Source organism: Streptomyces sp. NPDC006458, from assembly GCF_040612135.1.
GTDB lineage: Bacteria > Actinomycetota > Actinomycetes > Streptomycetales > Streptomycetaceae > Streptomyces.
In genome coordinates this window covers 122,028-140,718 of sequence record NZ_JBEXPR010000022.1, presented here as the reverse complement: position 1 = coordinate 140,718, position 18,691 = coordinate 122,028, and the positions used below count along the sequence as shown (strand labels likewise).

At 70.5% G+C, this 18,691-nt stretch carries 22 protein-coding genes and 1 pseudogene; 16 read left to right on the top strand and 7 right to left on the bottom strand.

The features are described from left to right. Positions 1 to 10 precede the first annotated feature (10 nt). The 3 genes from ABZZ79_RS27965 to ABZZ79_RS27955 all read left to right on the top strand — a co-directional run bounded on the left by ABZZ79_RS27965 (position 11) and on the right by ABZZ79_RS27955 (position 2,379). Complete coding sequence (locus ABZZ79_RS27965) at positions 11 to 517, top strand: MarR family transcriptional regulator (protein ID WP_356693229.1); 507 nt, start codon at positions 11 to 13, stop codon at positions 515 to 517. Between the two features lie 449 nt (positions 518 to 966). Further along, positions 967 to 1,608 (top strand): GTP cyclohydrolase II, encoded by a 642-nt coding sequence (gene ribA, locus ABZZ79_RS27960; RefSeq protein WP_356693227.1) that lies wholly within the window; start codon positions 967 to 969, stop codon positions 1,606 to 1,608. Positions 1,609 to 1,722: 114 nt separating this feature from the next. After that, positions 1,723 to 2,379, top strand: a complete 657-nt coding sequence (locus tag ABZZ79_RS27955) for a methyltransferase domain-containing protein (protein WP_356693225.1) — start codon at positions 1,723 to 1,725, stop codon at positions 2,377 to 2,379. A gap of 31 nt (positions 2,380 to 2,410) precedes the next feature. Here ABZZ79_RS27955 and ABZZ79_RS27950 read toward each other — a convergent pair whose 3' ends face one another. Further along, positions 2,411 to 2,695 carry a hypothetical protein gene (locus ABZZ79_RS27950; RefSeq protein WP_356693223.1) on the bottom strand — a complete coding sequence of 95 codons (285 nt, stop codon included), beginning with the start codon at positions 2,693 to 2,695 and terminating at the stop codon, positions 2,411 to 2,413. A 237-nt stretch (positions 2,696 to 2,932) separates the two neighbouring features. Between ABZZ79_RS27950 and ABZZ79_RS27945 the strand changes: the two genes are divergently transcribed. After that, positions 2,933 to 3,415: a DUF5994 family protein gene (locus ABZZ79_RS27945; RefSeq protein ID WP_356693221.1), complete on the top strand. Its 483-nt coding sequence runs from the start codon at positions 2,933 to 2,935 to the stop codon at positions 3,413 to 3,415. An 81-nt stretch (positions 3,416 to 3,496) separates the two neighbouring features. Here ABZZ79_RS27945 and ABZZ79_RS27940 read toward each other — a convergent pair whose 3' ends face one another. The 3 genes from ABZZ79_RS27940 to ABZZ79_RS27930 all read right to left on the bottom strand — a co-directional run bounded on the left by ABZZ79_RS27940 (position 3,497) and on the right by ABZZ79_RS27930 (position 6,382). Next, positions 3,497 to 4,690 (bottom strand): PP2C family protein-serine/threonine phosphatase, encoded by a 1,194-nt coding sequence (locus ABZZ79_RS27940; protein WP_356693219.1) that lies wholly within the window; start codon positions 4,688 to 4,690, stop codon positions 3,497 to 3,499. 78 nt (positions 4,691 to 4,768) lie between these two features. Continuing rightward, entirely contained in the window at positions 4,769 to 5,269 is a 501-nt protein-coding gene (locus tag ABZZ79_RS27935) for a DUF5994 family protein (RefSeq protein WP_356693217.1), read from the bottom strand. Positions 5,270 to 5,374: 105 nt separating this feature from the next. Further along, on the bottom strand, positions 5,375 to 6,382 hold the full coding sequence (locus ABZZ79_RS27930; protein ID WP_356693215.1) for an STAS domain-containing protein: 1,008 nt from the start codon (positions 6,380 to 6,382) through the stop codon (positions 5,375 to 5,377). Between the two features lie 637 nt (positions 6,383 to 7,019). Here ABZZ79_RS27930 and ABZZ79_RS27925 point away from each other — a divergent pair. The 3 genes and pseudogenes from ABZZ79_RS27925 to ABZZ79_RS27915 all read left to right on the top strand — a co-directional run. Then, a complete protein-coding gene (locus tag ABZZ79_RS27925; RefSeq protein WP_356693213.1) occupies positions 7,020 to 7,235 on the top strand; it encodes a matrixin family metalloprotease in 216 nt (71 codons plus the stop codon). A gap of 9 nt (positions 7,236 to 7,244) precedes the next feature. After that, positions 7,245 to 7,646 (top strand): DUF6281 family protein, encoded by a 402-nt coding sequence (locus tag ABZZ79_RS27920; RefSeq protein WP_356693211.1) that lies wholly within the window; start codon positions 7,245 to 7,247, stop codon positions 7,644 to 7,646. Positions 7,647 to 7,855: 209 nt separating this feature from the next. After that, positions 7,856 to 8,517 (top strand): annotated as a pseudogene (locus ABZZ79_RS27915) (aminoacyl--tRNA ligase-related protein); the annotation flags it as partial. A gap of 494 nt (positions 8,518 to 9,011) precedes the next feature. Here ABZZ79_RS27915 and ABZZ79_RS27910 read toward each other — a convergent pair. The 3 genes from ABZZ79_RS27910 to ABZZ79_RS27900 all read right to left on the bottom strand — a co-directional run bounded on the left by ABZZ79_RS27910 (position 9,012) and on the right by ABZZ79_RS27900 (position 11,487). After that, the gene (locus tag ABZZ79_RS27910) at positions 9,012 to 10,649 is read right to left on the bottom strand and encodes a tyrosine-type recombinase/integrase (RefSeq protein WP_356693209.1); all 1,638 of its coding nucleotides are present in this window, start codon (positions 10,647 to 10,649) and stop codon (positions 9,012 to 9,014) included. 6 nt (positions 10,650 to 10,655) lie between these two features. Further along, complete coding sequence (locus ABZZ79_RS27905) at positions 10,656 to 10,889, bottom strand: hypothetical protein (RefSeq protein ID WP_356693207.1); 234 nt, start codon at positions 10,887 to 10,889, stop codon at positions 10,656 to 10,658. Positions 10,890 to 11,055: 166 nt separating this feature from the next. Then, positions 11,056 to 11,487, bottom strand: coding sequence for a helix-turn-helix transcriptional regulator (locus tag ABZZ79_RS27900; RefSeq protein ID WP_356693205.1), 432 nt, complete (start codon positions 11,485 to 11,487; stop codon positions 11,056 to 11,058). A 278-nt stretch (positions 11,488 to 11,765) separates the two neighbouring features. Here ABZZ79_RS27900 and ABZZ79_RS27895 point away from each other — a divergent pair, with 278 nt between their 5' ends. From ABZZ79_RS27895 to ABZZ79_RS27855, 9 genes are all read left to right on the top strand, one after another. Continuing rightward, positions 11,766 to 12,047, top strand: a complete 282-nt coding sequence (locus ABZZ79_RS27895; protein ID WP_356693203.1) for a helix-turn-helix transcriptional regulator — start codon at positions 11,766 to 11,768, stop codon at positions 12,045 to 12,047. Continuing rightward, positions 12,044 to 12,364, top strand: a complete 321-nt coding sequence (locus tag ABZZ79_RS27890) for a hypothetical protein (RefSeq protein ID WP_356693201.1) — start codon at positions 12,044 to 12,046, stop codon at positions 12,362 to 12,364. Before ABZZ79_RS27895 ends, ABZZ79_RS27890 begins: the two co-directional genes overlap by 4 nt. Positions 12,365 to 12,380: 16 nt before the next feature. Beyond that, positions 12,381 to 12,854, top strand: a complete 474-nt coding sequence (locus ABZZ79_RS27885) for a hypothetical protein (protein ID WP_356693199.1) — start codon at positions 12,381 to 12,383, stop codon at positions 12,852 to 12,854. Further along, the gene (locus ABZZ79_RS27880) at positions 12,851 to 13,081 is read left to right on the top strand and encodes a hypothetical protein (protein ID WP_356693197.1); all 231 of its coding nucleotides are present in this window, start codon (positions 12,851 to 12,853) and stop codon (positions 13,079 to 13,081) included. Before ABZZ79_RS27885 ends, ABZZ79_RS27880 begins: the two co-directional genes overlap by 4 nt. Beyond that, positions 13,078 to 15,951, top strand: a complete 2,874-nt coding sequence (locus tag ABZZ79_RS27875) for a DUF927 domain-containing protein (protein ID WP_356693195.1) — start codon at positions 13,078 to 13,080, stop codon at positions 15,949 to 15,951. Before ABZZ79_RS27880 ends, ABZZ79_RS27875 begins: the two co-directional genes overlap by 4 nt. 326 nt (positions 15,952 to 16,277) lie before the next feature. Beyond that, positions 16,278 to 17,885, top strand: a complete 1,608-nt coding sequence (locus ABZZ79_RS27870) for a DEAD/DEAH box helicase (protein ID WP_356693193.1) — start codon at positions 16,278 to 16,280, stop codon at positions 17,883 to 17,885. Between the two features lie 61 nt (positions 17,886 to 17,946). Continuing rightward, positions 17,947 to 18,075 carry a hypothetical protein gene (locus ABZZ79_RS27865; RefSeq protein WP_356693265.1) on the top strand — a complete coding sequence of 43 codons (129 nt, stop codon included), beginning with the start codon at positions 17,947 to 17,949 and terminating at the stop codon, positions 18,073 to 18,075. A 13-nt stretch (positions 18,076 to 18,088) separates the two neighbouring features. Beyond that, positions 18,089 to 18,352, top strand: coding sequence for a hypothetical protein (locus tag ABZZ79_RS27860; RefSeq protein WP_356693191.1), 264 nt, complete (start codon positions 18,089 to 18,091; stop codon positions 18,350 to 18,352). A gap of 50 nt (positions 18,353 to 18,402) precedes the next feature. Further along, positions 18,403 to 18,684 (top strand): hypothetical protein, encoded by a 282-nt coding sequence (locus ABZZ79_RS27855; protein ID WP_356693189.1) that lies wholly within the window; start codon positions 18,403 to 18,405, stop codon positions 18,682 to 18,684. Positions 18,685 to 18,691 lie beyond the last annotated feature (7 nt).

Genomic DNA, 18,691 nt, shown 5'->3' with positions numbered 1-18,691 from the left:
CACTGGCGGCATGACGACCCGCTGGCTCACCCCCGACGAACAGCGCGCCTGGCGCGCGTACGTCGCCGCGACGCACCTCCTGGAGGACGCGCTGGACCGGCAGCTCCAGCAGGACGCCGGCATGCCACATCTGTACTACTCCATCCTGGCCACTCTCTCCGAGGCCCCGGACCGCCGGCTGCGCATGACGGACCTGGCCGAGGCCCTGAAGATCACCCGCAGCCGGCTGACCTACGCCGTCACCCGCCTGGAGAAGGACGGCCTGGTGGCCCGCGAGGGCTGCCCGTCCGACCGGCGCGGCAGCATGGCCGTCCTGACGGGCGAGGGCATGGCCGTTCTGGAGCGCACGGCGCCGGGCCATGTGGAGACCGTCCGCACCCACCTCTTCGACCTCCTCACGACCGACCAGGTACGCCACCTGGAGGAGATCTGCACCCGGATCAAGGGAGGCCTTGAGCAGGCACCCGCCGAGGAGGTGCCCTGGCTGCGGCGCTCGTGCGGCACGCGGGACGAGTGAGGCGTGCGGGGCGCGTGAGGTGTGCGGGGTGCGTGAGGCACGTGAGGTGTGTGAGACGCGTACAGGACGCGTGAGGCGCGCTCGCAGGCAAGCGAGCCACGTCGGGTGAACGTAGGCGCACCGGACGCGTGAGGCGCAGCGGCGAGCGAGATACGCCGGGCCAGCGAGGTGCACGGGGCGGCTGAGGCGCGCAGGAGCGAGTGAGGCCCGCCGGGCAAGCAACCTGCGCGGGGCAAGTGAGGCCCGCCGGGCAAGCAACCTGCGCGGGGCGAGTGAGGCACGTCGGGCAAGCAACCTGCGCGGGGCGAGTGAGGCACGTCGGGCGAGTGAGGCAGGCGAGTGAGGCGCGTCACAAGCAGGTTGCTTCAACTTTCAAGCAGGAGTAGCTTCACCGCCAGAACCTGTGCTTCAAATCTGAAACACACGGCTGACGCCGGACGGAGACCCAGATGCCCGACACCCCCGCCGCCACCCAGCGCGCCCGCGTCCGCGTCCCGCTGAGCTTCCCCGACGGCTACCGCGTGGACGCCGAACTCGTCACCTTCCACGGTCTGGCCGACGGCGCCGAACACCTCGCGGTCGTCCTCGGCACCCCGGCCCCCGGCACCGCCCCGCTGGTCCGTCTGCACTCCGAGTGCCTCACCGGGGACGTCTTCGGCTCGGCCCGCTGCGACTGCGGTCCGCAGCTGCGCGAGGCGGTGGAGCGCATAGCGGCCCGCGGCGGCGTCCTGCTCTACCTCCGCCAGGAGGGCCGCGGCATCGGCCTCTACAACAAGCTAGACGCCTACGCCCTCCAGGACCAGGGCCTCGACACCTACGAGGCCAACGCCGCCCTCGGCCTGCCGGAGGACGACCGCGACTACACCGCCGCCGCCCAGATGCTCCGCGCCCTGGACGTCACCGAGCTGGACCTGCTCTCCAACAACCCCGACAAGGCAGCCCAGTTGCGCGACCTCGGCATCACGGTCCACGACCGCGTGCCCACCGGCGTCTTCACCACCGCCCACAACGTCCGCTACCTGCGCGCGAAGGTCCTCCAGACCCAGCACACGCTGCCGCTGGCGGAACTGGCGAAGGTGACGGTGGGCTGAGCGGGGAGTCCGAAGCCCAGTGCCCGGAGAAACCACCTGCCCCGGCGCCCGGCGGCCGCCGATACTGGACGGGCCAGAGGAACGCGAACGCCCCTCTCCCGACAGCGAGGTCCCGTGCCGCCCTCCCCCTCGACCCGCCACAGCTACGACACCGTCGCCGGCCGCTACGCCACCGAGATCGCCGGGGAGCTGGACCGCAAGCCCCTCGACCGCGCCCTGCTGAACACCCTGGCGGAGCTGGCCGGAGACGGCCCGGTGCTCGACATCGGCTGCGGCCCCGGCCACATCACGGCCCACCTGGCCGGCCTGGGCGCCCGCGTGAGCGGCCTCGACCTGTCCCCCGGGATGTGCGCGGTGGCCCGCCGCTCGACCGGCCTGCCCTTCGCCGCCGCCGACATGACGGCGCTGCCCGTGCGCTCCGGCTCGCTGGCCGCACTGCTGTGCTGCTACGCCCTCATCCACCTGACCGAACCGCAGCGCGCGGCGGCCTACCGGGAGTTCGCCCGCGTGCTGCGCCCCGGCGGCCACGCCCTGCTGGCCTTCCACACCAGCGACACCGACACGGCCCCCGGCGAGTCACGCCGGGTCACCGACTGGTGGGACCACGAGGTCGACCTCACCTTCCACTTCCTGGACCCCGACGCCGAGACCCGAGCCCTGGCCGAGGCGGGCCTGCCCGTGACCGCCCGGCTGGACCGCGCCCCGCACCCCGGCACGGAACACGCCAGCAACCGGACGTACCTGCTGGCCCAGCGCCCGCCGGCCCCCTGAGACACGACAGCGACGGGCCCCGGACGCCGTGTCACCCGGGCGGTCCGGGGTTGCCCGAGATCTCCTCGTCTTCCATGAACCGGATGCCCTCATGGGTCAGTGAGGCGGTGGCGGGAGTGTTGTGCGACGTCCAGTCGACGGCTATCAGGCCCTCGTCGGCCAGATACGCGCAGGCCGCGGACAGGTCGTCGTCGGGCAGCTGAAGCTCGTCGCGCAGTGCCGTCCCGCTGACCTCGGGGCGGTTGCGCTCCATGGCTCCGTACAGACACCGGAGAATGGCGTTGCGGTAGGTCCTGCGTTCACGGAGTGTCGTCATGGGTGGCGCCCTCGGGCTTGCGGCCGACCCTGCGATCGTTTCGCAGCGTCCGACGTCCGGGTGCCCCGCTGTGCGCCGTCCATGCGGTTCTCCCGGGCCGATACGGGCGTCATCTCTCGCGGCCGGTACCGGCGTCACGGCGATGCCCGGCGAGGCCGGTTCCCGTGATGCCGAGAGGTACCGTGGTGAGGGCGAGGGGCATTCGACCCCCGCATCGGATCCCGGACGGGTGGCCCCATGACCGACTCCGACACACCCCGTGGTTCCCGGAACCTTCCGAGCGGCATGCACAATGCCGTGCGGCCGGGCTGCGCACTGCTCCGGCTGGAGACGACGGCGTCGCGCGAGGGCATCCTCGACGGGGCGTGGTGGCCGCGGTCGCGGGACATCGGTGCCGAGCTGCCCGCGCTGGTGAGCGCCCTGGCCGAGCACCTGGGCCCGGTGACCCGGGTCGGGCTGGACGCCAGGTCCTGGGAGGAGCTGCCGACCCGGATCGTCGTCGACGACCGTGTGGTGCACGTGGATTCCTTCGCCGTGGGCGATGACACGGTTCTGATCACCCGGGGCGACCGGGACCACTTCTCGCTGCTCGTCATCCCTGCGGACTCGCCGTCCGAGGCCGCCCGCGCGGCGATGGCCCAGGCCGTGCTGGCCGACAACGTCAGTCCGGCGGAGCAGATCCTCATCGACACACGAAGCGGGGAGAAACTCTTCGGCTGAAGCGGCCGGAGAAGCGGAGACTCCGGCCGCGGCGCGGCATGCCTCCGCGGCTCGAGCGGGAAGGGGTCCTCCGGGCCGCGGTCAGCCCCGCCATTCCACCAGGAGCAGCGTGGCGTCGTCCGTGGTGCGTCCGCCCCGCGCCCGCTTGAGGGTGTGCGACAGCGAGCGCGCCACCGCCCGCACGCCTCGGCCCGTCCGCTCCAGCCGGTTCACCCAGTCGATCAGCTGGTCCTCCCCGAACTGCTCCTCGCCCGCCGTGTGTTCCTCGATCAGCCCGTCCGTGAAGCAGAGGAGGCGGTCGTCGCGCTCCAGGCCCAGTTCGCCGACCTCCGGCTCCGCGCCGCCCAGCCCGACCGGAAGGGTCGTGGGGGCGTCCAGCCGGCGCATGAAGCGGTGATCGCGAATGAGCATCGGCGCCGGGTGTCCCGCGTTGACCCACTGCACCCGTCCCGTGATCGTGTCGAGCCGCATCATCTGCGCGGTGACGAAGTGGTCCAGGCCGAACTGATGGGCCACCGCGTCATCCATGGCGGCGTAGATCTCCGCCAGACCGGTGCCGAGGCGGCGGGCGTGGCGGTACGCGCCGATGGCCACGGTCGCCATGGTGGCCGCGCCCAGGCCGTGTCCCATCGCGTCGATCATGGCCAGGTGAAGGATGTCGCCGTTGAGCGCGTAGTCGAAGCTGTCCCCCGCGACGTCGTAGGCGGGCTCCAGGATCCCGGCCACGGCGACCCGCGGCATGACCATGGCCAGGGGCGGCAGCAGGGCCCACTGGATCTCGGCGGCGACGCTCATGGGTTCGCCGCGGCGGGTGGAGAAGAACAGGTCCGAATAGCCGTGCTTCGTCACCAGGAGGTCGGCTACCAGCGCGGAGAGCCTGCTCAGCAGCCGTCGGTCGTCGTCGTCGACCCGGTCCAGCGTCACGGCCATGACGCCCACCTGGTCCCCGCCGTCCAGCAGGGGCAGGTGGACCCGTACGCCGTCGTCGCCGGGAATCTCGACGGCCAGCGCGTCGAGGAAGCAGCGGCCTGCGGGGGTGTCGTCGATCACCAGCGGGTCCCCGTCCATCAGGCCTTCCCCGGCCAGGGGTACGAGCAGCAGCTGGCCGTAGTCCTGGAGCAGCACCTGTGGACGGCGGCCGCCCAGCTGTTCCACCACGTCGGCGACCAGCGGACCGATCAGGTGCGGCGGAAGTTCGTGCGCGCGGTCCAGCACCGTCCCCAGCAGCGCTTCCCCGAAGCTCTCGGAGCGGTCCGTGCGCCGTCCCGCCGTCATCCGCCCACCCTCTGTGATCCGCACGGACTCGGGCGGCGCGGTCGCCCGAGGGCCGGGGCTGTCCCTTCCATCACCCCATCATGGGCCGTACCGCTCCCCCGCGCCCTCCGGCCGATGCCCCTCCTCGGCACCCGCCAGCATGCGCCGAGCCGACAGCGCGTTCCACGGATCGGCCGCCGCGGTCAGCAGCCTCTCGGCCGCGGCGGCCGGCTCGCCGGGCGGGATGACCAGCAGCTCCCAGCGCCCCACGGTGCCGCACTCCACGACGACGGTGTGGGCCTCGTCGGCTGCGTAGCTCAGAGCGACCTCGATCAGGTGGTCGGGCGACGACACCGTCCGGGGGGCGTCGGCCCACTGCGCGGCGCCCACCCTGACGTGGGTGACCGTGCCGTGACCGGGGTCCAACGAGCCCACGAGGGCGGGCAACTCCAGTGCCAGGGCGTCGCATCGAGGCCACCACGCTCCGTCCAGCGGACCGTGGCTGGACTCCGGTGTGAGGCGCAGCCGCGACAGCGGCATGGTGTACGTGTGCGCGTCCCCCGAGGGGGTGCTTCCGGCGGGCGTGGCGAGCGCGTCCATCGTGCGGTCCCGTCCCGGGCGGCCTCGGACCACCCTCGTTCGTCACTCGCCGGGAACGGCGCCGCCTTGACGGGGGCGCCCGACATGCTCTCGGTCCGTCCCAGGCTACGCCCGGCCCGACCCTACGGCCCGAGGCGCGGGCAGCGCGGGTTCGCTCTCCCTGGAGAGAGTCAGCACGCAGGGCGCACCCCGCCCCGGCAGCCCGACCATCTCTCCCAGGTTCCGCCAGCCCCATGACTCGTAGGCGGCTTGTCCGGCCCCGTCGGACGGACGCAGCAGGGCGACACCGAGTGCGGCGTGCCGATCGGCCAGCAGACTCTGTTGCAGACGGCGGCCGATGTCGCGGTACTGGGCGTGGTGGCACTCCACCACCTGGGTGAGGAGCAGGAACCGGCCGCCTCCGGTGAGCCGTCCGATGCTCTCCTGCAGCCCTCGCTCGGACCGGCCGCCGGGGCCCACCGGGAATCCGAAGGCGCATCCCACCAGCACCGTCGTCTCGGCGACCAGCAACGCGAAGCCGGGCCGTCGTGCGCTGACGGCGAGCCGCCGCAGGAAGTCGCTCCGTTCCCGGTGCGCCTGTTCGGAGGAGCCCGCGGTGGGTGCCACGGCCAGGTCGGCGATGTCCTCGCTCATCCCCTCCGCCTGTTGGCGCGTCAACCGGCGAAGGCGGATGCCGTCCTTGACGACCGTAGGCACGCCGGCCCGGTCGCCGGGCGCTCGCGGCCCGCCGGCGGGCGAACCCGCAGAGTTCGTGTCCCGCACGCCGCGGAGCAGCAGGGGTCGTACCGGACGGGCCGGGGCCGCGAGCAGCAGGGCCGCGGAGCCGGTATCGACGAGAAGCCGTGCGACCTGTGCGCACGGATGGTGCAGCCGCAGCGCGACATGCGCCCGGCCGGCCCGCCGTGACGCCGTCAGGAAGACGTCGAGGCCCTTGGCGTCACAGGAGCCGACGGTGGTGAGGTCGACGTCGATGACGGTCATGCCGTCGCGCAGGCACTGCTCCAGCGCGGCCCGCAGCAGGGGCGCGCTGGCCGGGCCGATCTCGCCCACGAGCGTGACGAGTGCCCGCTCTCCCCGGTCACGCCGGTGGATGTCCAGCCGCCGCACGGTCATCGCCCGGCCCTTCGGCGGGACGGCGCAATGTCCGCGGAAGGACGCGGAGTTGCCGCGATCACGGCGGACATGATGCCGACCCGTCTCCGCACCGTCCGTCGGGCGGCCCGGGGTTCGTCTCTCGCCGAGGGCGACCCGGCAGAGGGCCGGAGTGCGTGATGTCCCCGGTATCTCCACCGTACGTCTTCGGCGACCCGAACCCGCAGTGCCGGACGGGATCGACCGGGGAGAGCGCACCGCCTGCCGGGCGATTCATGAAGGACATCCCGGGCAGACGGCCCGCTCGTGAGGCACACTGCCGTACCTCACGACCCCCGGGTGTCCGTTGCGGCCGGTTCCACACGCCCCGCCACGGAGGCTCGGTTTTGCCTCTCACGCCCCGCCGCGGATCCACGGACTTCCCGCGCACGGCCTCGCGCACCCAACGGGCGGAAAACGAAGCGGCGTCCGGGCCGGCCGAAGCCGCCCGGACGCCGCGCAGCAGGTGGAGAGGCCGTGCTCCCCGCCTGCCGTCCGTAGGCCCTGTGGGACTCGGACCCACAACCAATGGATCAAAAGTCCTGGCCATGACATGACGGGCGGTTCCGGACCCTGGTTCGGTGTCCGGAACCACCTGGTCAGAGCATGTGCGCCGTGAGTGCCGATCCGGCGCGCGGCGAGTTGTGCCGCACCGTACGGCCTGTACCACCATGTACTCAACACGGGCACGCACGAGGCCGGTCATGTCTTCGGTCTGGGCCACGTGGGCTCCGGGCATTCGAATCTCGCCATGTACACCAACGCGGACCGCTGCGAAGTGAAGAAGAGGACACTCGGTAAGGGCGACGTCATGGGGCTGCGCAGCATCTACTAGGGAGACTCCATGAGCTGGGTCGGACGACATGCGATCGCGGCCGGACTGGCAGTCCTGGCGTTCACCGCGGTCGGATGTGGATCAGAAGGCTCGGAAGGTGCCGACGCGAATGGCGAGAGTTTGTGCGCGAGCGACGTCCTCTACGAAGGCCGCACGTACATAAGGCTCTCGGATGTCGAGGTCAAGGTCGGACCGAAGCTCGGCACCGCCACGAGTCCGCCGTGCCGTGACACCAATGACCAAGCCGCCGAAGTGCCGGAGTCCTCGGAGAACGCCTATGCGGTGAGCGGCATTTCTCCGGACGTGGTCATAGCGATCGGGTCCTCTCCTGAACAGGCGGAGCCCTTCAGGGTCCTCCGCTCCGACAAGAAGATTCCGCCCGAGGTACAGCAGTTGATCGACGGATCATGAGCCGAGGCGTGGAAAAGGGCTTCGCCCGGCCCGCGCCTCCCTGTCACGGTTCCCCCATGAAGCGCGCCAAGCCGTCCTCCACGACGACGCCGGACCCTGTCCCGGCGCGCTGACCGATGAGTTGATGCGAAGCCCCGGGGCGAGTGCCCCGGGGTTTTCGTTGTGCGGCGGCGCTCGTCCCTCTCACCCGGACCGGAGAGGAACCCGCCATGCATGACCACCGCCGCCTCGGCCGCGAGGTAGACCTGTTCGACACCGACCCGCTGATGGGCGCGGGGCTGCCGTACTGGCTGCCCGAGGCCGTCGTACGGCACACCCTGGAGGAGTACGTCCGTGAGGCCAAGCAGGCCGCAGGGTATCGGCATGTGTCCTCGCCCGTGCTCGGCAAACGGGAGCTGTACGAGATCTCGGGGAACTGGGGTCACTACAGCGAGGACATGTTCCCGCCCATGGAGTTGGGCAGCGAAGGGGCGGTCCTGCGGCCCAGCCTCTGTCCGCACCACGCTCTCATCTACCGCTCCCGGTCGCACAGTTGTCGCGAACTGCCACTGAGGATGACCGAGTTGGGCGGCCGTACCGCTCAGAGCTGTCCGGTGTGCTCAAAGGCCTCACCCGCGTACGGGCCATCCAGCTCAACGGCGCGCATATCTTCTGCACCTTGGAGCAGGCCGTGGACGAGGCTCATGCCGCGCTCGACCTCATCCGCCGTGCCTACGCCGACCTCGGCATCCGGGCCGCCTGGTACCGGCTGTCGCTGCCCGGGGAGGGCAACAAGTACGTGGCGGATCCGGACCTGTGGAAGCGGGCCACCGCCCTGCTGGAGGAGGTGCTGGACGGAGTGGAGTACGAGGCCGAGGAGGGTGAGGCCGCCTTGGCTCCTCCCGCCACCTCCGTTCCTGGGCACCGCGCCAGCCGGGCAGACAGCCGTCACGGGCACATCCGCTCACGCATCGCTCACGCACGGGCCCGAAAACGCCACAGCGCCCGACCCGACCGAAGCCGAATCAGGCGCTGCGCAGCAGGTCAGAGGGGTTACCCCCGCCACCCGCACCGTAGGCCCTGTGGGACTCGAACCCACAACCAATGGATTAAAAGTCTGATGAGCACCCATGGCACCTCACCCCGCCATCGTCACCTCACCCCACCACGCCCCAAGGAGTGCTGGTCAGCGGAGGTTCACGTCCGTAGCGGCGACGACCTTCACCCCGGCTCACCCCGGCTCACCCCACCGTCTTGCATGGCGTTCGGGCCAGCACGGGGCCAGCAGTAAGGGCCTCCGACCCGCAGGTCAGAGGCCCTTTAGCTGTCCGCCAATTCTACGCCGACGCCGGGCCGTTGTCAGTGCTGGCCCGTACCGTGAAGGGGTTATCCATCCGCGCTTGCTGGCTGCGACGCGCCCGGCCCCTGCTCCGGTACAGAGCCCTGAGCAGGGGCCGCGTCGCGCGCACGCCGAGTCCGCGGTACTGCGGCCGCCGCCCGCTCCGTCAAGTCCTGCTCGTACTCGGTGAAGAGAGCCATGTACGTGTCCGACGTGAGCGTGATCGTGGAGTGCCGCAGCTTCGTTTTCGCGTCGTGAAGGTCGCCGCCTCCGGCCTTCACGAGCGCAGCCGCGCCGTGCCGGAGGTCGCGCAGATTGATAGGCGGCAGATCAACCGCATCGGCGATTCGCTTGAACTCCTTGGACACCACGTCGGGATGCATCCAGGCTCCATCCTCCGCGGTGAAGACCTTCCCCGTGTCGAGCCAGACGTGCGATTCCTCGCCGCGCTCACGCAGCTCGGCGGCGCGGGCGTTCCAGGCTTCGCGCTCGGCCAGCTGGCGATCGCGGTGCTCTCTGAGCACCTCCACCGTGCCACGGTCGATCATCACGGACGCCATGGACGAATCTGTCTTGGGCACCGACTGGATCGGCGTCCAGCCGTCCACCACGATCTCGGTGAGGACGTCGATCCGCGGCTGCGGAATGTCGAGATGCACGTTCGTCCACTCGGCGCCGACGCCCTCGCCACGGCGGAGGCCGTGATGGGCGATGACGTGGTAGAAGGCGTAGAGCCGGTGGCTCTCGGCGGCATCCAGGAACGCGCCAAGCTGTGCGGGCGTCCACACCATGACGCTGCTGGGAATCTCACGGGTCTCGCGCCAGCGCTGCACGCGCTCATCGGTCCACAGCAGGCCTTTCGGCCGCACGGCCGCGCCGAGTTCGACGTGGGCGGCCGCGTTGAAGGTGATGAGCTGGCGGGCGATCGCCGCGTTGAGCGCGGTGCGCAGAGTGCGCCGGATCGCGTGGCGTGTCGCCGGGCCGTTCGTCTTCCTGAAGGGGGGCAGCTCGGACAGCGCGACGCGTTCAGCCGCCAGGCGCTCGCGTTCCTTGGCCGGCGGTCGTCCCGGCCGAAGCCACTTGGCGCGTGCTTCCTGCTCGCGGCGGGCCAGATTGGCGGCGCGGATTGTGTCGGACTCGTCGGCGATGGCGTCGAACATCTCCTGGACGTGGCCGACGGTCAGCCTGTCGAGGCGTAGGTGGCCGATGCGCGGCGCGAGGTGGACTCGGATGTGTGAGGCGTAGCCGTTGGTCGTGGTGGGACGCGTCTTCTTGTTGGCCATCCAGACGTCGAGCCACTCGCCAACGGTCATCTTGCCGTCGAGCGGCACGCCAACGCCGAGGCGCCGCTGCACCTCGGCTGGGTCGGGGAGGTCTGCGCGGCGGCGCTGGATGTCGACGAGCAGGTCGCCGACACGGCTCTGTTCGTCCGCGTCGTCTCCAGGGAGGTCGAGGATGGCCTGCAGGCGGGAGAGGTCGCCCTGGGCCACCGTGACCTTGTCGTACCCGGTGCGCCGGAAGGTGCGGCGCTTACCGTCAGCGTCTGGCGGGAGTTCCTGACGGACCCCGTAGGCGCCATGGTTCTTGCGCTTCAGCTTGGGGCACTGGGACCCCAGCAGTTTGCCGTCATCGTCTCGGCACTCGCATCGGCGGTAGATGCTCCCTGCGCGGCGTGCTGACGGCATGGTCACTTACTCCTTCCGCTCAGGCGGCTTCTCATTCTCGCTGATCTGCACCAGGCCGACACCGATGATGTGTCGGGCGGCCGCGTTGAGATCTTCCAGCAGCCGGTCAGTCATCTCGCCTGGTCTGATGGCAAAAGCGAGGTCGCCGGACTTCGTCCTGACCGCTACTACGACTTCGCCGTCCGGGATGTCGTCCCTGAACACGAAGTAGGCCCGGGGCGTCCGTTTCCGTGACTCCATGCAGCCTCCCCCATCACCCGGCATGTATCGCACATGCGTTCGATAGAAACCCTAGACCAGCACCTTTGAGGTCTAGGGCGTCCGGACATGATCGCACCATAGGCAACAAATCTCTACGGTGCGCTCTCATTAATGACGGAGAGTCACGCGGAGGGGAACGCTTCGTTCAGCCCTCGTCCGGCGGAACGAGCGTGTCGATCAGGCGCAGCAACCGTTCGCGCTGATCAGCAGGCAGGCGGTCGAGCTTGTGCACATACGCCTTGGCCTCGGTCGAGCCGCTGACCAGAGGATCGACGCCGTGGAACTGCTGGCCAGCCGCGTCCTGGAGCGCCTCCAGCGGTAGGTCGCACGCGGCAGCCAGGGCCATGAGTTCGGGCAGCTCGGGAGGCGTAACAGGCTCCCCGGTCTCCAGGCGGTAGATCCAGCCACGCGTGACTTTCTTGCCGCTCACAGGGTCGATCGCCCTCTTCGCGAAAGCGTCAAGCCCTACGTTCAACTCGGCCCGCCGCCTGCGAATCAGGTCCGCAAACTGGCTCCTGCGTTCAGGAGTACTTGGCCTATCTGCCGCCTGATCGTCATACGCCGCCATGGGGATCATCCTGCCACTCCTGGGAGCTGGTGTGCGGTCTGGTCGTTCAGGTGTACCCGTGAGACTCGCGAGGCATATGCGCTGGTCAGTGAAGGTCGTCGTTCTGCTCATTGGACGGATTGTTCAGCAGACGGGCCGCGTCCGCCAGTACTCGCCCCAGCCATTGACCGAAAAGTGGCACAACCACGCCCCGCGTTCAGCTCGCTAGACAAAGCGTTCAGCCCGTGTGATGCTCTCCCCATCGCCATTCAGAGCGATGAACGATCCGTCATACGAGGTGAACGCCTATGGCCATGCCCACTATGTACGCCGTCGCAAGCGGCGAGCGTCTGAAGGTCCTCATGGAGCGGACCGGTACGGGCGAGTCGATCACCAGCCGAGAGCTGGCACAGGCCGCCGGCGTCGCCCACGGCACGATCGGGGCGCTGATGTCCGAGGCCCAGCGCGCTGTTCCCGAGGACAAGGCCAAGGCGATCGCGGCCGCACTCGGCGTGGACTTGCTCGTTCTCTTCATCCCCCTGGAACGCGCAGGCCGCGCCCTCATCCCGGCGCAGGTGACGGCCGTATGAGCACCAAGGTCGACGCACTCACGCCCGATCAGGTCCTCGACCTGCCCGCCATGCCCGCCGTTCGGCAGGCCTTCGCAGCGATGAACATCAGCGAGGGCACGGGATATGGGCTGATCCGCCAGGACCAGTTCCCCATCGAGGTCATCGAGTTCGGCCGCGCGAAGCGCGTGCGCAAGACCGAACTGCTGGCCTTCCTCGGTCTCTCCCAGTCCGCCGCTGTCGAGGTCCAGTCGGCAGCGGCCACGAGCGACGGCGCCCCCGGGGTCCAGCCGAAGGCGCCGTCCGAGCAGACCACCCCCACCCGCGCAAGCAAGTAGAGAACGGAACCGCTCCATGCCCGACTCTCCCACGATCCCCACAAAGGTGGCGCAGGCGCTGGCCGCGATCGAGGCCGCCAAGCAGGACAGCGAGCCGTGCGTGGCCACCTGCCTCGACACCATCGCGGACCTGATCAAGCGGTCCGGAGACCCGGACGCAGTGTTCGACCGCCTCATGGTCGGCTTCGCCCGCGAGGAACTGAGGGCGCTGGCCTCGGCCCACGGTATTCGCCTGGCCGAGTCCACCGTCGAGGCCGTCGCCTCCGGCCACCTCACCGAGACGCTCGTCATCTGGGAGTGGAACGAACGCGCCCTCGCCGTGATCCCCCGCGGGCAGAGGCCAGCCGACACCCTCGCCCAGCTGCGCGCCGCGATTGCGGAGCGGGACGAAGAGGCGCGCCTGTCCTCGGCGTTCCAGGCCTCGGTGGCGGCGGGCTACGTCGAGGACGTCGAGACGTGGCACGCCCGCACGGGCAAGGCCGCGGGTTGACCGCGCAGACCGCGCGAGCCCGGGACACCCCGGGCCGCGCCCCCGCCAGTCAGCAGATCGCTGGCGCGCTGGTCGTCGACATGCACAACATCCGCGCCCACTACGAGTGCTACCGCCCGGGGTGTCCCAAGCCCCGCGAAGAGCCCATCCGACCGTCTGCCATCAGGGCGTTCACCGACGGCATCAGGGCCCGGCACGTGAGCCAGTACCACGGGGAGACCCCTTGAACGACTCACAGTCCACCGACCTCCGGGCCACCGCCCGCGAGCTGCACGACGCTGGCCTGTGCGTCCTGCCCATCACGGCCGACGGCACCAAGAAGCCCGCCGTGCCCTGGATGGCCTACAAGGTCGAGCGGACCACGCCCGAGCAGCACGACGCCTGGTTCAGCGGCGACCGGCCGCGCGGCATCGCTGTGGTCTACGGGAAGGTCTCCGCCAGCACCGAGCTGCTGGAGTTTGAGGGCCTCGCCATCCGCGAGGGTCTGCTGGACGAGGCCACCGAAATCATGGAGGCCGCCGGTCCCCAGATCGCCGAGGCGTGGCACGCGATCCTGAACGGCTGGGTGACCGAGTCCCCGTCTGGCGGCCGGCACTACCGCGTCCGCGTCGAGGGCGGCGACGTCCCCGGGAACACCAAGCTGGCCAGTCGGCTCGCCCGCGAGGACGAGTACACCGAGGCGGAGCGCCAGCGGCTGCGCGAGCGGCCCAACGCGCGCATCGTCCGGGTGCTCGTCGAGACCCGGGGCGAGGGCGGCTACGGGCTGGTCGAGCCGTCCAGCGGCCCTGTCCACGCCACCGGACGTCCGTACGTCCGGCTGGCGGGCGGACCCGAAAAGATCCCCGTCCTGGACGCGGACACCATGGCCGCGATCCGTGATCACTGCCGGATGCTGGACCAGCTGCCGCAGCCGGAGGCCCCGCGGACCGCACCGCGTCCGGCGCCGCCCCGGCCTGACGGCAGCCTGCGGCCTGGAGACGACTTCGAAGCGCGTGCCGACTGGGCGGACATCCTCCGCGACGTTTTCCGCCCGCTCCACACACGCGGCAGCGAGACGTACTGGGGGTGGGCCGACGGCGTCGGCGGTGTGAAGGCCACGACCGGCCGCGACGAGCACGACCGCCTGTTCGTTTTCGCCACCGGCAGTGAGTTCCAGCCCGAGGTGCCCTACTCGAAGTTCGGTGCCTACGCCATGCTCCATCACGGCGGCGACCACAAGGCCGCCGCCCGGGAGCTGGCCCGCCGGAACTACGGCAGCCGCCGCCTCGCCGCGGTCGGCGCCCCCACGCCGACGCCCGCCACCCCCGAGCGGCCGGACGCCGAGCAGCCGGATGCCGAGGAGACGCTCGCCGAGGACGGCAAGGAAGAGCAACCCTCTCGCGACGGCCAGAACGGGCGGGAAGGGTTCGACTACGCAGCCACGTTCGGCCTGCCTGACACGGTGCGAACGCCCTACGACTACCGGATGACGGGCCGCGGCGTCGAGGTGCTCAGCACCAGCGGCGAGAACTGGAACCGGGTCACGTTCGCCCCCTTGGTCATCACGGCCACGTTCGAGGACCCCGAGGGCGACCAGTACGTGGAGCTGTCGTGGATCGACCGGAGCCTGGGCAGGCCGCGCCGGATCTCCCGCATCGTCAGCCGCGAGACCGCCAAGCGCGGGCGGAAGCTGATCGAGACTCTCGGTTCGGCCGGCCTGCCCGCCGTCGAGGGCGACGCCCGCGCCGTGGAGAAGTGGCTGGCCGAGTTCGAGGCGGCCAATTTCGGACGCATCCCGTCCGAGCAGCTGGCGCGTTGGCTGGGCTGGCAGGACGACGGCACGTTCGTCTCCTCACCCGAGGACGGCATCAAGGTCGATGTCCCGTTCGAGGAGCAGCGCGGCCCGGCCCGAGCGCACGCCAGGAAAGGGGACCTGGACGGCTGGCGGGACGCCGTCGCCCAGCTGGCTGGCTTCCCGGTGCCGCGCGTGGCCGTGGCGGCTGCGCTCGCCGCTCCGCTGTTGAAGCCGCTCGGGCTGAACAGCTTCACGCTGGACATCTCCAGCCGCTCCACGAAGGGCAAGACGACCGCGCTGCAGGTCGCGCTCAGCGTGTGGGCCGACCCGTCCGAGCACGCCTCGGCGATGTCCAACTGGCGCACCACGCTGTACGCGATCGAGAAGCGGCTCCACCTGGTGCGCGGGATCGTCACCGTCTTCGACGAGACGATGGCCGTCACGGACGACACCCTCATTGACGAGGTGCTCTACCAGCTCCCGATGAACCACGGGAAGGCCCGCAGCGGCGGCGCGTTCGGCAACATGCTGCCCTGGGAGACCATTCTGCTGTCGTCCGGCGAGCGGCCGGCCCTGTCCTTCACGACCAGCCAGGGCGCGGCGGCCCGCATCCTCGGTACGACGATTGCCCCCTTCGGCGACAACGGCGGCGCCGTCGCGGCCGCGGCCCGCGAGGGCGTGCTGGCCCACCACGGACACGCCGGCCCCGAGTTCATCCAGTACGTCCTCAGCCGTCTCGCCCTGCCGAACGGGCGGGAGAAGCTCAGGGAGCGCCACCGCGCGTTCGTGGACGAGTTCCGGGGCGCCAGCGACATGACCAACCGGCGCGCGCCGATGGTCGCCGTCCTGGCCCTCGCCGAGACGCTCGCGTGCCGCATCAGGCTGCTGCCCTACGAACCGCTCAGCAACGACGTGTGGCGCGGCCTGTTCACCGCCCACAACCCCACCGACAACCGGCCTGAGATGGCGCTGGACGTCCTGCGGGAGTACGTCGCCGGCCACGCCCACGAGCTGTTCACCCCGACCCGAGCAGCCATGAACGAGAAGCCGCCCTACTCCGGGTGGCTGGGCGTGCTGTCCACCAACAAGGAGGGCGTCGCCGAGGTGGCGCTGCTGCCTGAGCGCGTCCGGAAGATCCTCGCCGAGGCCGACTACCAGTTGGACGCCGTTGTCGGCAGCTGGATCGATGCTGGCTACCTGAAGACGTTGAAGAGCCAGCGGCCCCCGCACCTGGTGCCGCGCCGCTTCAACGGCGCCCGCGCCAAGTGCCTCGCGTTCACCCCGGAAGGCATGCCCTTCGGCGACCAGGACGAGGCCGCGTGATGCCCGCCGAGCGGGTGGTACGCACGAGGTGCGTACCACCGCAGGCCATCCGTTCCCGCAGGTCAGGAGCGTCTGAGGCGCCCAATTCGGGGTGGTACGCGGTCGCCCGGAAAAGACACCCCTCGGGCGTGGGCGCGCGTGCGTGTGTGCGTGCGGGCGTGCGCACACATCGACCCCTGTCTGTTTCTGCGTACCTGCGTACCACTGTCTCTAGAGAGAGACATAACAGCAGGTCAACGGCGCTTTTGCCCCGGTACGCAGCCGGTACGCAGCCGGTACGCAGCGCGTACCGCTCTCTCCTCCCTCCACTCGAATCGAGGTGCCCTGTGTCCTTCAACCCCCGCCCCTATCAGCTCGAAGCCATCGAGGCCCTGCGTCAGGGCTGGGCCGACGGCGCGAACCGCCTGGCGGTCGTACTGCCCACCGGCGCGGGCAAAACCGTGGTGTTCAGTCACCTGGCCCACCAGATGCTCGACAGCCTCGGCGGCCGCCGCGCCCTCGTCATCGCCCACCGAGAGGAGCTGATCGAGCAGGCGGCTTCCAAGCTCTTGGCGGTCGACCCCATGCTGCGTGTCGGCATCGTCAAGGCCCAGCGCGACGACCACCACGACGCCGACGTCATCGTCGCCAGCGTCCAGACCCTGGCCGTGGCGAAGCGCCGCGAGGCCATCCGGGACATCGGCCTGATCATCGTCGACGAATGCCACCACGCCGCCGCTCGGACCTACATGGAGGTGCTCGCGCACTTCGGTGCCTGGGACGGCGTCCCGACGGCCGGCTTCACCGCGACCATGACCCGCACCGATGGCGGCCTGGCCGAGGTCTGGCAGGACGTCGTCTTCCGCCTCGACATCCTCGACATGATCGGCGACGGCTATCTGTGCGACGTCCGCGGCAAGAGCATCAAGGTCGACACCCTCGACCTCAACAAGGTGAAGACCAGGGGCGGCGACCTGGTCGAGGGCCAGCTGGGCAAGGCGCTGGAGGACTCCGGCGCCCTGGACGCCATCGCGAAGGCGTACCTGGACCACGCCGCTGACCGGGCCGGCGTCGTCTTCACACCGACCGTAGCGACCGCGCAGCAAGCCGCCGCCGCCCTGGAGGCCGTCGGCATCAAGGCCGCCCCGGTGTGGGGCGACATGGGCCGCGACGAGCGGCGCGCCACGCTGGCCCGGTACGAGGTGGGCGACGTCCAGGTGCTCACCAACTGCATGGTGCTCACCGAGGGTTTCGACGCCCCGCACACGTCGTGCATTGTCGTCGCCCGCCCAACCAAGTCCCCCGGCCTGTACGTCCAGATGGTCGGCCGGGGCCTCCGCCCGGCGCCGGGCAAGCGGGACGCGCTGCTGCTCGACGTAATGGGCGCTGCGTCTCGCCACAAGCTGGCCTCGATGGTCGACCTGACCGAGCGGGAGATCGGCGAGGCCGAGCCCGGTAAGAGCCTCCGCCAGGTTGCCGGGGAACACGCCGCAGCCCAGGACCGGCGCCACCTCGCCGCACGCGTCGAGGCCGAGGAGATCAACCTGTTCGGTTCCTCGGCCATTCGGTGGCTGCGCACCGAGTCTGGGACCTGGTTCATCCGGCTGACGTCGGCCCAGTTCCTGTTCCTCGTCAGGGACCCAGGGACCCGGTTGTACCGCATGCGCCGCTGGACTGAAGCGGACGGCGCCCACGGCCCGAAGGACGACGTGGCCCGGCCGCTGCCCGAGGCGCTGGCGTGGCTGGAGCAGCAGGCCCGTGTCCTGGCGCCGCACGCGTTTGTGGCGCGGGAGGCCGGGTGGAGGTCCGGCCAGCCCACCGTCAAGCAGCTGGGCCTCTGCCGCCGCATCGGGATCCAGGTTCCGCGCGGCAGCACCGCGGGCGATGTCGCCGACGTCATCGACCAGGACCGCGTCGGACGCGTCCTCGGTCAGCTCATCGTTCCCGCCGCTTGACGGTCCGGGCCTGTCGCTATCAGGCCCGGACCTCCACCCATCACACCACGGAGGAGACCTCATGCCCGAGACCCGACTCACCTGCCTCAGCCCCGAAGCCGTCGAGGCTGCCCGCGCCGAGATCGCCTACGCCCGATCGCTGGGCAAGCCCGTCGAGTTCACGCACCCCGCCGTCGACCCCGCCGCCTGAAAGGCCACCACACATGGCCACCACGTGGAAGCCCCGAGACAGCCGCGGCCACTACCTGCGCAGCAGCGACGTCCACACCACCCGCGGCCCCGAGGACTGGGACGACACCTGCCGCCACGAACAGCCCGAAGCGCAGCGCTGCTCCCAGTGCGGCCGGGCTGGCACCCGCGGCTTTCAGACGCTCGCCAACGCCGAGCACCGCATCAGCTTCACCGTCTGCGCGAACAAGAACGCCTGCCGGAAGCGCTGGCCCAAGCCCGCCCGCGACGCCGCCTGACATCGCCCCCACCGGCACACCACCCCACCCGACCAGCAAAGGAACAACCCGTGACCGACCGCCGACTGCACCTCGTCATCGACCAGCCCGAGCCCGGCGACTGGCACGGCCGCCTCGACGTCGGAGAAGCCCTCGAATCGGCTGGCTGGACCACCGACCCGACCTCTGGCCTGCTGCGCCACCCGTCCGGCGCGGTCTGGACCGTGATCAACGACTGTGACGACTCCGGCATGGACTGCCCGAACGGGACTGTCATCGAGTTCCCGGGCTCCACCCCGACCGTCGTCATTGTTGCCGCCTGCCTCGCGGCAGCCGCCACCCCTTCCGCCTGAAGGAGCA